We start from the raw sequence: 12,033 nt of genomic DNA, 5'->3' as shown, positions 1-12,033 counted from the left end.
CGCCGGGTAACACCTAGAACGCCGGAGGCGAATCCCCTGTCCGGGAGGCGTAGCTGATGACACGTTTGTCAAACAGGAGCACTATGGCCGCAAGGGCCGGCACCACCATGGCGATCCCAGCCCAGATCACGCCGCCTGTAAGGGTCGGAATGCCGATAGTTAGGACAAACAACTGGGCTACCAGCGCCGCTGCCCGCGTCCACCGGCGACCGCGGAAGAGAAAATGCCCTACCGAATAGAGCCAGGCCGAGAAAGCAAGCAACAGCCCCAGGGTAAAAACGGCACCCCAAAACGACGTGACCGGCGCACCCGTCAGGAGTTCGTAGCCATACCAAGCGGCTGCAACCAAGAGCGCGGTGGCTTCGGCTGCAACAACGAGGGCTATCGCCATAATGCCGCGGGGGCGCGGTGAAGGCGGCGGGTCTGCAGGGTTCATGGGGGGTCTTGACACACTGGCACCCTACCGGAGATAGTCGGACGGTGGCGGGGGTCGGCAATGCCCGTGTGATGTATCGCTCAGCTATCCGGGGATTTCAAGCTGTATTACCCCTTGTTTACACAGCGTTAACATGACAGGCTTGACTGAGATGACCAAGGGGGCCCCTCAGGGCCCTTTTCCTTTGTAGCTACTAGTGAATTATTTCACAAACGGCTTATCCCAGAATTGGAGCAACTGATCAGCATGGATTGGCGTAACCGCGCGGCGTGCCTCGACAAGGACCCGGAACTGTTTTTCCCCGTAGGAAACACAGGTCCTGCCCTCCTCCAGATTGAGGAAGCCAAAAGCGTATGCCGCCGCTGCCCCGTCGTTGACACGTGCCTCCAGTGGGCTCTCGAGTCCGGCCAGGACGCCGGCGTCTGGGGCGGTATGAGCGAAGACGAACGTCGCGCCCTTAAGCGCCGCGCCGCACGCGCCCGCCGCGCCTCCTAAGTGCCGCGCCTCCTAGGTGCGGTCCAACCAGCTTCGGTCCCCCGGGCCCAGTCCTACCAGGTCCGGTCCTAGCAGCCCCACAATTAACAGACATGCCGATGGCCGCAACCCTTCCAGGTTGCGGCCATCGGCGGTTAAGTCACCAGCGGGTAGTCACCGGCCTATGCCCACTGGCTACCTGGCCGCCAGACTGAGGCGGATCTGGACAGCCGTTCCGCCGCCGTCGCGCGGGTGCCACGCGATGGAGCCGCCTAGCTCACTTGTGACCAGCGTGCGGACAATCTGCAGCCCCAGTCCCTCTACGTGCGGCGTATCCGGCAGTCCCACTCCGTCGTCGGCAATAGTGACGGTCAGCAGTTCCTCGCCGTCTTCCTCTTCGGAGCGGTCCGCGATGAGCCAGACGGTGCCCGTACGTCCTTCGAGGCCATGCTCGACGGCGTTGGTCACGAGTTCATTGATGACCAATGCCAGCGGGGTGGCGAAGTCGCTGGGCAGTTCGCCAAAGAGTCCGGACCGCTCGGTCTTGACCTGCTGCGACGGCGAAGCGACTTCGGCGGACAGCCTGAACTGGCGGCCGATCAGCTCGTCGAAGTCAACGCTCTGAGCCAATCCCTGTGAAAGTGTCTCGTGGACCAGCGCAATGGTGGCCACACGACGCATCGCCTGCTCCAGGCCCTGCTTAGCCTCGTCGCTGACCATCCGGCGGGACTGCATACGCAGCAGGGCCGCTACGGTCTGGAGGTTGTTTTTCACCCGGTGGTGGATCTCGCGGATGGTTGCGTCCTTGGTGACGAGTTCCATTTCCCGCCGCCGCAGTTCGGACACGTCCCGGCACAGCACCAGCGCACCAAAGCGCTGCTGCTCATCCCGCAGTGGGATGGCCCGCAGTGACAGGCTCACGCCACGCGATTCAATCTCGCTGCGCCACGGCATCCGGCCTGTCACCACCAGCGGCAGCGTCTCGTCCACCAGCCTCCGGTCCTTCAGCAGCCCGGCGGTCACTTCAGCCAGGGAACGGCCTTCCAGCGACTCGCCGTCGCCTAGCCGCCGGAAGGCCGATACCCCGTTGGGGCTTGCGTACTGCACAATTCCTTCGGCATCGAGCCTGATCAGCCCGTCCCCGACACGAGGCGCGCCACGGCGCGAACCGGTGGGCGAGGCAAAATCGGGCCACAGTCCCAGCGTTCCCATCCGCAGGAGATCGTAGGCGCACTGCCGGTACGTCAGCTCCAGACGGGACGGCATCCGCGAACTGGACAGGTCCATGTGAGTGGTCACCACAGCCAGGGTCCGGCCGTTGCGGACCATTGGCACAGCCTCCACCCGCAACGCCATGTCCGTGCTCCAGTTGGTCTCACTGGACCGCTCGATGGCACGGCTGCTCCAGGCCTTATCCACCAGCGGCTGCAGGTCCTGCCGGATGGGCTCGCCCACAAAGTCGCCGTGGAACACGGTGTGTGTGGTGGACGGCCTGACATGCGCCAGCGCCACATAGCCATGATCCGGGTGCGGGAACCACAACGCCAGGTCAGCGAACGCCAGGTCAGCGACCATCTGCCAGTCGCCCACCAGGAGGTGCAGCCATTCGGCATCGCCCGGCCCGAAATCAGCGTGTTCCCTGATGGGGTCCGTAAAGATTGCCACTGCACCTCCAGTTACGACGCCGGGATTCCTAGCGTCGGACGATTGATCTCAAGAGCCTCAATGCTACCGACAGTGACGCCATATCGTCGGCTTCGAGCGAGTTGACCTCGTCAAACATGCTCTTCGCCCTGCCCAGCTGCTCGGCATTCTGGCGTTCCCAGTCTTTCAGCCTGTCCTCCGCAGATGCCCCGGCCACCGTCGACTCAAGTACCGCCGTCGTCATGTCCGAAACGGTGGAATAGAGGTCATCCCGCAGTGCTGCCCTAGCCAATGCCTGCCACCTGTCCTGGCGCGGCAGGCTGCTGATCCGTTCTAGCAGCGAGTCAGCGTGGAAGCGGTTGAACACGGTGTAGTAGACCGCCGCAATCTCCTCCACCGGCTCCTTACGGGCATGCACGATTTTGGCGATGTCCAGCAGGACAAAGCTCTCGAAGAGCTCTGCCCACCGGAAGGCAAGCCCCTCCGGAAGGTCCCATCCGCGGGCAGTCTCCAGCCAGGTGCCAACCCGGTCACGGTCATCGCCACGGAGATAATCCAGCAGCCGCGCGCGCATCGGGTCCAGGAGCGGCTTGAATTCGGCCACGGTATCTGCGATGGGCCGGGACGTGCCGCCCTGGGCCAGCAGCCACCGGACAGCGCGGTCCAGCAGACGGCGGATGTCCAGGTGGACCGTGCTCCAGTGCTCGGTGGGGAACGACGCCGGCAGGCTGTTCAGCTCCCCCACCATCGTGTTCAGGTCGAAGATCTCGCGGAGCGCCACGAAGGACTTAGCCACAGCCACCTCCGTGGCCGAGGTTTCCTCCATGGTGCGGAAAGCGAAGGTGATACCGCCCATGTTGATCATGTCGTTTGCCACCACTGTGGCAATAATCTCGCGCCGCAGCGGATGGGTGTCCAGTTCGGCGTCGAACCGCTCGCGCAGCTGCTTCGGGAAGTACGCGCGCAGCGTCCCGCGGAACCACGGATCGTCGGCGAGGTCGCTGTCACGCAGCGCCGAGGCCAGCTCGATCTTCGCGTAGGCCGCCAGCACCGAGAGCTCCGGTGATGTCAGACCCTGGCCCTGGCTTAGGCGTTCCCGCAGCGTTTCGGTGCTGGGCAGCGCTTCAAGGTCACGCTTGAGGTCGGCCGACTTTTCCAGCCAGTCCATCAGGCGCTCATAGCTGGGGCTCCACTCGGCCACGCGCATCCGGTCGTTCAGGAGCAGGATGTTCTGGTCCACGTTGTCCTCGAGGACCAGCCGCCCCACTTCGTCCGTCATGGAGGCGAGGAAGCCTGCCCGCTCGTCCGGAGTCAGTTTGTCCGCGGCCACCATCCGGTCAACGAAGATCTTGATGTTCACTTCATGGTCGGAGCAATCGACGCCGGCCGAGTTGTCGATCGCGTCGGTGTTCAGGATGACGCCCTGCAGGGCGGCTTCGATGCGGCCGCGCTGCGTCATGCCCAGGTTTCCGCCTTCGCCCACCACCTTGACCCGCAGGTCCTTGCCGTCCACGCGGATGGCGTCGTTGGCCTTGTCACCCACGGAGGCGTTGGACTCGGTGCTGGCCTTGACGTACGTTCCGATCCCGCCGTTGTAGAGCAGATCGGCGGGGGCGAGCAGAATAGCGCGGAGAAGCTCCGGCGGGCTCAGCTCGGTGGTCGCCTCGGGCAGGCCCAGGGCTGCCCGGACCTGCGGCGACACCGGAATGGACTTGGCCTGGCGGGCGTACACGCCGCCGCCTTCGCTGATGAGGGATTTGTTGTAGTCGTCCCAGGAGGACCGCTGCAGTTCGAAGAGCCGTTGCCGTTCCACGAACGACGATTCCGTGTCCGGTGCGGGGTCCAGGAAGATGTGCCGGTGGTCGAAGGCAGCCAGCAGCCGGATGTGCCGGGATAGGAGCATGCCGTTGCCAAACACGTCCCCGGACATGTCTCCCACGCCCACCACGCTGAACGGCTGGGTCTGGGTGTCCACGTCGAGCTCGCTGAAGTGACGTTTGACCGACTCCCAGGCGCCGCGGGCCGTGATGCCCATGGCCTTGTGGTCATAGCCCACCGAACCTCCGGAGGCGAACGCGTCGCCGAGCCAGAACCCGTATTCTGCCGCCAGCCCGTTGGCGATGTCAGAGAACGTGGCTGTCCCCTTGTCCGCCGCCACCACGAGGTAGGAATCATCGTCGTCGTGCCTGACAACGTCTGACGGCGGCACTACAGTTTCGCCGTCGGCTCCGGTAACGAGGTTGTCGGTGAGGTCCAAAAGACCCCGGATGAACGTCTTGTAGCTTTCGACACCCTCAGCCATCCACGCCGCACGGTCCGCGGCAGGGTCGGGCAGCCGCTTGGCGAAGAAACCGCCCTTGGCCCCGGTGGGAACGATAACCGCGTTTTTGACGGTCTGCGCCTTCACCAGGCCAAGGATCTCGGTCCGGAAATCCTCGCGCCGGTCTGACCAGCGCAAGCCGCCGCGGGCCACCTTGCCGAAGCGGAGGTGGACTCCCTCGACCCGCGGGGAATAGACCCAGATTTCAAACATCGGCCGCGGGAACGGCAGACCTTCAATCCTGGCGGGATCGAGCTTGAAGCTCAGGTGCGTCTTGTACTGGTAGTAGTTGGTGCGTAGGGTCGCCTCGATCAGGTTCGCCAAGGTCCGCAGCACACGGTCGGCGTCGAGCGTTGCCACCTCGTCAATGGCAGCCGACAGCTCGCCGCGGACCTTCTCCTGCGCCGCAAGGCGCTCGGTCCCGCTCAGGGCGGGGTCGAACCGGGCCGCGAAAAGAGCCGTCAGGGCCTTAGTGACATCGGGGTTGGCGAGCAGAGTGTCCGCCATGAAGCCCACCGAGTTGGTGTTTCCCATTTGCCGCATATACCGGGCGTAGGCCCGCAGGACCGTGATCTGGCGCCACTGCATCCCCTCACGCAGCACCAGCCGGTCAAAACTGTCCGACTCAACGGCGCCGGATACGGCGGCACCGAACGAATCTGCCAGCAGCTGTCCCGTGGCCAGCGGATCAATGCCGGCGGGATATTTCAGCCCGAGGTCATAGAGGAAGAAGTCCCGCTGGTCAGCCGTCTCGATCTCAAAGGGCCGCTCATCCAGCACCTCGAGTCCCAGGTTGTGGAAGAACGGCAAGATCTGGCTCAGGCTCTTGGGCTCCAACATGTACAGCTTGACGCGGGCATCCTCTTCGAGGACTTCACCGGCTCCCTTGGGCAAGTACACGTGGACGCCCGGCCGTTCCTGCCTTGCACCGGCTGTGCGCTCGGCTTCGGCCCCGTATCTCTCGAAACGGGCAATGTCCTCCAGCGCGTCTTCGACCTCGTAATCCACCCGGTAGCCGGCCGGGAAAGCCTCCGACCAGATGGCGGAGAGCTCTTTGGCCTTCTCATCGGCGCCGCGTTCCCGTAGGACTTCAGCGATGCCCTCACTCCAGGAACGGGCCGCCCGGACCAGCCGCGCTTCAAGCTCATCGGCGTTGAAGTGGCTGACCTCGCTGCCCTTGGGCAGGCGGATCCGGAAGAACAGGCGCGCGAGGGCCGATTCGGTCATCCGCGCCTCGTAGTCGATGGACTCAGCCTGGAACGTGGTCCGTAGTTCTTCCTCGATGCGGAGCCGAACATTGGTGGTGTACCGGTCACGCGGAAGGTACACCAACGCAGACATAAAACGGCCGTAGATGTCCGGCCGGAGGAACAGCCGGGTCCGCCGCCGCTCCTGCAATTTTTGGATGCCGGTTGCGGTAGCCGCCAGGTCCTCGGTCTCGATCTGGAACAGCTCGTCCCGGGGGTACGTCTCCAGGATCCCCAAGAGGTCCTTGCCGGAGTGAGAGTCCGGGGGGAAGCCGGCATTGCCCAGCACGGCGTCAATTTTTTCGCGCACAACGGGGATGTTCCGGACGGATCCGGCGTAGGCGCTGGTCGCGAACAGGCCGATGAAGCGGCGCTCGCCGGTGACGTTGCCTGCCGCGTCAAAACTCTTCACGCCGATATAGTCCAGGTACGCGGGGCGGTGGACGGTGGACCGCGAGTTTGCCTTGGTGATTACCAGTGCCCGCTTTTCCCGGGCCTTTTTGCGGCCGGCGTCGGTGAGGTGCTGCATGTGCGGAGCTCCCGGCTTCGCCCGGAGCAGTCCAAGGCCGCTGTCTTCACGCAGTTCCAGTACATCTTCACCTTCGACGGTCACGAGGTCGTACTCACGGTAACCGAGGAAGGTGAAGTTGCCGCCGTCGAGCCAGCGCAGAAGTTCCTGCGCCTGCCGCAGTTCGGCAATCTGGGCCGGGTGGGACACCTGGTCCAGGCTCGCGGCAATCTGTTGGGCCTTGTTGCGCATCTTAGGCCAGTCCTCGACGGCGGCGCGCACGTCTCCCAAAATGCGGTCCAGCCCGTCCAGCAACGACGCCTTTGCCTCGTCGGAGACGCGGTTGATTTCCACGGCGATCCACGACTCCATGTGCGAGGCGTTTTCGCCCTGCGCGATGAGGTGCGACAGCATGGGCATCGCCGCCGTATCACCGCTGGAGAGACCGATGTGGGACGGGACGCGATCAACTTTGACCAACTGCCCCGTTTCCCGGTTCCGGGTCACCACAAACAGTGGATGAAGCACAAGCCCGATGGCGGCGTTCTGGCGCACCAGCTCGGCGTTGACCGAGTCAACAAGGAAAGGCATATCGTCCGTGACGACATAGACAACGCTGCTGTCCGCCTCGTTGACGACGGCAACCTGCGCCTGGCCCGGCTGCCGGTTCGCGGCGACACCACGGTGGGTTTCCGCCCGGCTGGCCAGCGCCTCCGGGGAATAAGTCCGGGCATCCTCTTCGGCAAGATGCTGGTAATAATCCGCCAGGAATCCCTCCCGGTCACCAATAGCCAAGGCTTGATCCTCCACGCTGGATCCAGACGACATCAACAAACGCCTCCATCACAAGTTTGATGCTGCACCGTTGCAGCTCCTACGGTGAGCCTAGCCCTTTCGCTGAAGCCTCGGTGTGGAAGAAAATACAGAGGATTGCGAAAATCGCTGGACAGGTGCACAAACCAAGTCGGCGATCGCACGTCTGAGCTTGGAATCCGGCGCTGTCTCGAGCAGCAGAGAGCCGCCCAGCAGCGCCGCGTCGGCAGCGGGGCTGTCCGCGGGCAGGAAAGCCGCGATCTGCGCCGAGGGGCCATACCGCCCCCATGCATCCTTCAGCTGGCGTTCCGGGGATCTCCCCACCGCCGCCGCCCGAACCTTGTTCATCACCACAACAGGCGACGCATGCGGAACTGCCAACTCGAGCTCGGCCAGTCCGCGGACCAGCCGAGGAACGCCAACGGGATCGGCGGCCCCCACGGCATAGACGGTGTCCGCAAGCTCCAGGCTGCGCAGGGTCGCGGCATTCCGGCGCGGAGCCATCGTGTCGAAGCTGAGCTCCTCATCCGCCTCCAGGCAGAAACCCGTGTCCACAACCACGACGTCGGCAACCTCCTTCGCGCGTTCCAGCACCAGCGACAGGGCAGCGGCCCGTAATTCCGTCCATCTGTCGGCCCGCGTGATGCCGGTCAGGACCCGGAAAGTTCCACGCTTGGTAGTGACAGGCGTGGCCACCTTCAGCAGCGCCTCGGCGTCGAGTAATCCCTGGTCCGCAAGCCGGCAGGCCTGCGCTAGTCCGGCAGATTCATCCAGCAGGCCAAGGACTGCCGCGATGCTCGCCCCGTAACTGTCGGCGTCGACAAGGAGCACGGATTTGCCATCTGCAGCCAACTCCCCCGCGATGTTGGCCGCAACGAAGGTACGGCCAGGTGAACCGGCGGGACCCCACACGGCAATGACTTTGCCCGCCCCGGAGGCCAACGGCACATCCGCCTGGTCGGCGGGACGCTGGCGCAACGCAGCACTGGTATCCCCCAGCCCACTCCCGAACGTCGCCTCCTTGGCAGTGCCGGTCAGCTGGGCAACCACCTCGGCAATCCTGCCGGCCAGGGCGGCAGACTCCACTCCGGTCAGCGCGGACGCCACACCGATCCCCCGTAGCCTGGCGGCTTCGGCCGCGTCATCCGTGAGGGCGATAATCGCAACGCCAACGGCTCCGAGCCGGTCAACAAGCGAAGCAGTCAAGCCCTCGCTGCCATCTGCGACAACCGCTGCCCGCGCCAGGCCGCTCTGGCAGGCGGCCAGCAGTTCAGTCAGTTCGGCGCAGCGCCGGACCACAGTAACGGGGCCGTGCAGGCGCTCCAACCCGCCCACCACGTCCTCGCGTGCCTGGCCCACGGTGACCACGGGGATGCTCATTAGGCTCCGCCGCCCGGGTTCCACACCACTGAAATCTTGGCCTGGTTCGCCTGCGCGCCGAGGATCGCCGGCATCTGGCTGTCAGCAACCAGCACCATCAGCACTGTGTTGCGGGAGGACCCCAAAGCCGTGGAGCCCGTGGTTACCTGCGCAATTTCCGCGCTCGGCAGCAGGAGCTTTGGCTCACTGAAACCGTTTCGCGCATCCGGCAAGGCAACCCAGACATCCACCCGGGTCCCGGCCACCGCCTGCGGCGGCAGTGCTTCATCAATGGTCACGGCCACGGGCTTGCGGTCCAACGCATCCACAGTGGCCAGGCTTTCCCTGGGTACCAGCTGGTTCTTGCCGATTCTTTGGACTGCCACCAGACCGTCCGGCAGCCCTGCCTCAACGGTGACGTAATGCTGCTCAGTCTCACCCAGGCGGACCTTAGCCCGGACCACATTGTCCGCGGTCAGCTTCTCCCCCACCGCAATGGAATCCCGGGCCGCGTAAACCTCGGTGGTCTGATCGGCGCTGCCAACCAGGGAGATCACTCCCACCACCGATGCCAGGACCAGCAGCAGGCCAACCAGCAGTCGGGGATCCTTCCACGACGGTGGTTTCAACCGGGCACCCGTACTAGCTGCATCGTGACTCATGCTTTTCTCCCCCTTGCTCCGGCCCAGTCCGTTGGCTGCGCCCGGACACCTCATTGTTACGGCATGGGCCCCGGAACGAAAGTCAAAACACCAAACAACATCAAACTGTGGATAACCGCACCAGATGGCACCTTCAATGGCAAAATGGAACCATGCCCAGATTCCTCACTCTTGCCGATGTTGCTGAACAACTGCAGATCAACTCACCGGCGGCCTATGCCCTGGTCCGCAGCGGAGAACTGAAGGCCATCCAGGTGGGTGGCCGGGGGCAGTGGCGCGTCGAGGAAAAGATGCTGGAACAATACATCGAGGAGCGTTACGCCGAGGCCAGCCGCGTGATCCAGGAAGCCAAAGCCAAGCAGGGCTGACCCAGGCCCGGGCGGCTGCCGCCGATACCGGCTCCGACCCCGGTCCGCAGTTTTTGTCCAGATAATCGCCTGCAAAGGGCCCGGAATTTGGATTGTCTGGACAAACTCCGGCCCGCAGCTAGAGCTCCCCTACACTCCGTGACCGAAGGGCACCCAGCGCCGCAAACGGAATCGTGGCAACCTGCCGGACCTGCGATGCCCGCCGGGACTCCCCGGGACTGACCAGCGCCAGGTCCAGAAAGTCACTGCCTACCCTGTCAATAACTCCGGCCAGCCCGAAGCCTCTTTCCGGCGCGTGGCGCATGATAATGGCAAGTTCGGCCCGGTCCCGCGCGAGGCCCCGCAGCGCATGTGCCAATCCGATCCGGCGCCGCACCTGCGACGTCTCGGCCACGGAGACCCGCCCCAAGCCTGTGTAGCTCGCCACCGCGCCATACGGAATCAGTACTTGGTGACGCAACTCGTTCAGGACCAGGGCGTCCGCGCCGGCATGACTCAAGGTTCCTTCAAAGACGCGTCCACACATCAGGTGCACGGCCACGTGACTGTCCAAGGAACCCCGCAAGCGGTCAGCCAGGGCTACGGAGGCTGTTTCCGCCCTCGCCCGCTCAGAGATCTCGGCATCAGCGGTCAGCCGCTCGCCCTCGGCGAACTGTGCCTCCATGTCAGTGAACAGAGCATCCCAACGCATGGGGCCAAGCGTAGGGCGCGGCTTTATCCGGGGTCAATTCACCAACAACTTCTCTCCAGTCTCTGGACAAATCCAGCCCAGCTGCGTCAAACTGATCTTAGATCGATCAAACAGCATCAAACTGCATCAAACATAAGATTGGAGCACCATGATGGCAGCTGCAGCACGCGGACTCCGCGCAGACGCCGTTATGGCGGCGTCCATCCTCCTGTTGGGATTCTTCCTCTGCGCTGCCGGCTGGGGCATGGTGGATCGGTGGCAACTGTCCACAGCCCGTCGGCAAGGCCCGGACGTCGATGACCTACTGGGTGCCGCGGCAGTTGCCGCAGGGCTGGCCATCGTGGCGTGGTGGGTCTTCTCGATGATTGCGGCTGCAACGGCTGCCCTGCTGGACAAATGCGGTAATCGGCGGGCCGCTGACAGAGCAGGCATGTGCTGCCCGGCCTTTATGCGACGGCTCGCTGTGGCCGCACTCGCGGTGCAACTTTTGACGGCACCGTTGGCCCATGCCGCCATACCGCCGGCCGGACCCGCCTGGGTACCCACACAGGAAGTGGCCGTCCAGGACATACGGGTCGACGGCGCAGCCATCCAGGCCCAGTGGTCCCCCACAAGCGACCACCCGCTGATCCCGGAAGCAGAGGCAACAGCTCCCGGGGATCCAGGGAAACAGACCACCCAGGCTCCTGCGGCTGCGATCCGTCCCGACTGGCGTCCCAGCCCGCCGGTTATGGATCCCGGCCTGATGGCTGCCCAGCCCGTCCGGGCGGAGCAGACCACAACGCCGGCATTGAGTGAGGTCACGGTACTGGCCGGCGACACACTGTGGGACATCGCCTCCCGCCACTTGGGCCCGGCCGCTTCGGATGTGGACGTCGCCCTGCACTGGCCCCGCTGGTATGAGGCCAACAAATCCCAGATCGGCGAGACTCCGCATGTCCTGCTGCCCGGGCAGATATTGAAAGCACCTTCCACCGCCTGACCGACGTTCCGACATTCATCAGCTCACCACTAAGGGGAATCACATGTACGCAGTTACGCCAATCCGCTCCGCCACAGTTAGCCCGGGCCGCGGGGCAGCAGTCCGCCAGGTACCTCCGCGAACCACTTCCGCGCCAGCGGCACCACTGCGTGCTGCAGACGAGAACTCCGAAATCCTGGCGATCACACGCAGTACCGTGCAGGCGGCCATGGAAGTCCTCGCCGGCATCCGGCCGATCCACCAGCTCGCCCGCCGCCTGGATCCGCGCTGCCTCGCCGTTCTGCAGCACCGCTCGGCCCTGATCCGCCGCGAACAGGCCCGGTCAGCTTCGCCAGCCTTGGCCCGGCTGCACAGGAACTCCATCGTGCGCTCGGTCCGCGCCTGCGAGGTCGCCCCGGGCATTTATGAGGCAAGCGCCGTGGTGGTTGACGATGTCCGCGCCCGGGCAGTAGCGGTCCGGCTTGAACGCAGCAAGCAGGTCTGGCGGGTGACTGAGTTCATGGTCGGCTGACCGGTTGCCCACAATTGG

The 12,033-nt window shown here is 64.5% G+C and carries 10 protein-coding genes; 4 read left to right on the top strand and 6 right to left on the bottom strand.

Going from position 1 to position 12,033, the window contains the following annotated elements; genetic code table 11:
- Positions 1–13: 13 nt before the first annotated feature.
- Positions 14–451, bottom strand: a complete 438-nt coding sequence (locus ACZY1F_RS11855; RefSeq protein ID WP_463941867.1) for a hypothetical protein — start codon at positions 449–451, stop codon at positions 14–16.
- A 231-nt stretch (positions 452–682) separates the two neighbouring features.
- Between ACZY1F_RS11855 and ACZY1F_RS11850 the strand changes: the two genes are divergently transcribed.
- A complete protein-coding gene (locus ACZY1F_RS11850) occupies positions 683–931 on the top strand; it encodes a WhiB family transcriptional regulator (RefSeq protein WP_003804966.1) in 249 nt (82 codons plus the stop codon).
- 174 nt (positions 932–1,105) lie between these two features.
- Here the strand turns inward: ACZY1F_RS11850 and ACZY1F_RS11845 are convergent, their stop codons facing one another.
- Genes ACZY1F_RS11845 through ACZY1F_RS11830 form a run of 4 tightly spaced genes read right to left on the bottom strand, consistent with a single transcriptional unit; the run spans position 1,106 to position 9,463 of the window.
- Positions 1,106–2,575: a sensor histidine kinase gene (locus ACZY1F_RS11845; RefSeq protein WP_463941866.1), complete on the bottom strand. Its 1,470-nt coding sequence runs from the start codon at positions 2,573–2,575 to the stop codon at positions 1,106–1,108.
- A 28-nt stretch (positions 2,576–2,603) separates the two neighbouring features.
- Positions 2,604–7,457, bottom strand: coding sequence for an NAD-glutamate dehydrogenase (locus tag ACZY1F_RS11840; RefSeq protein WP_463941865.1), 4,854 nt, complete (start codon positions 7,455–7,457; stop codon positions 2,604–2,606).
- Positions 7,458–7,514: 57 nt separating this feature from the next.
- Positions 7,515–8,822, bottom strand: coding sequence for a CpaE/TadZ family protein (locus tag ACZY1F_RS11835; RefSeq protein WP_463941864.1), 1,308 nt, complete (start codon positions 8,820–8,822; stop codon positions 7,515–7,517).
- Positions 8,822–9,463 (bottom strand): hypothetical protein, encoded by a 642-nt coding sequence (locus ACZY1F_RS11830; protein ID WP_463941863.1) that lies wholly within the window; start codon positions 9,461–9,463, stop codon positions 8,822–8,824. The genes ACZY1F_RS11835 and ACZY1F_RS11830 overlap by 1 nt, the downstream gene beginning before the upstream one ends.
- Positions 9,464–9,615: 152 nt before the next feature.
- Between ACZY1F_RS11830 and ACZY1F_RS11825 the strand changes: the two genes are divergently transcribed.
- Positions 9,616–9,831 (top strand): helix-turn-helix domain-containing protein, encoded by a 216-nt coding sequence (locus tag ACZY1F_RS11825; protein WP_111909281.1) that lies wholly within the window; start codon positions 9,616–9,618, stop codon positions 9,829–9,831.
- Positions 9,832–9,949: 118 nt separating this feature from the next.
- Here the strand turns inward: ACZY1F_RS11825 and ACZY1F_RS11820 are convergent, their stop codons facing one another.
- The gene (locus ACZY1F_RS11820; protein ID WP_463941862.1) at positions 9,950–10,522 is read right to left on the bottom strand and encodes a hypothetical protein; all 573 of its coding nucleotides are present in this window, start codon (positions 10,520–10,522) and stop codon (positions 9,950–9,952) included.
- Positions 10,523–10,670: 148 nt separating this feature from the next.
- Here ACZY1F_RS11820 and ACZY1F_RS11815 point away from each other — a divergent pair, with 148 nt between their 5' ends.
- Together ACZY1F_RS11815 and ACZY1F_RS11810 are read left to right on the top strand one after the other, a co-directional pair.
- The gene (locus ACZY1F_RS11815; protein ID WP_463941861.1) at positions 10,671–11,504 is read left to right on the top strand and encodes a LysM peptidoglycan-binding domain-containing protein; all 834 of its coding nucleotides are present in this window, start codon (positions 10,671–10,673) and stop codon (positions 11,502–11,504) included.
- A gap of 43 nt (positions 11,505–11,547) precedes the next feature.
- Positions 11,548–12,015 (top strand): Rv3235 family protein, encoded by a 468-nt coding sequence (locus ACZY1F_RS11810; protein WP_463941860.1) that lies wholly within the window; start codon positions 11,548–11,550, stop codon positions 12,013–12,015.
- The last annotated feature ends 18 nt before the right edge of the window (positions 12,016–12,033 follow it).

The organism is Pseudarthrobacter xylosi (assembly GCF_055412765.1).
The sequence above is the reverse complement of the archived record's forward strand: the minus strand, read 5'-3'. Positions and strand labels throughout refer to the sequence as shown.

Coding starts and splice junctions, on each gene's coding strand:
- ACZY1F_RS11850 (WP_003804966.1), top strand. CDS start 683: ATGGATTGGCGTAACCGCGCGGCGTGCCTCGACAAGGACCCGGAACTG.
- ACZY1F_RS11840 (WP_463941865.1), bottom strand. CDS start 7,457: ATGTCGTCTGGATCCAGCGTGGAGGATCAAGCCTTGGCTATTGGTGAC.
- ACZY1F_RS11835 (WP_463941864.1), bottom strand. CDS start 8,822: ATGAGCATCCCCGTGGTCACCGTGGGCCAGGCACGCGAGGACGTGGTG.
- ACZY1F_RS11830 (WP_463941863.1), bottom strand. CDS start 9,463: ATGAGTCACGATGCAGCTAGTACGGGTGCCCGGTTGAAACCACCGTCG.
- ACZY1F_RS11825 (WP_111909281.1), top strand. CDS start 9,616: ATGCCCAGATTCCTCACTCTTGCCGATGTTGCTGAACAACTGCAGATC.
- ACZY1F_RS11820 (WP_463941862.1), bottom strand. CDS start 10,522: ATGCGTTGGGATGCTCTGTTCACTGACATGGAGGCACAGTTCGCCGAG.
- ACZY1F_RS11815 (WP_463941861.1), top strand. CDS start 10,671: ATGATGGCAGCTGCAGCACGCGGACTCCGCGCAGACGCCGTTATGGCG.
- ACZY1F_RS11810 (WP_463941860.1), top strand. CDS start 11,548: ATGTACGCAGTTACGCCAATCCGCTCCGCCACAGTTAGCCCGGGCCGC.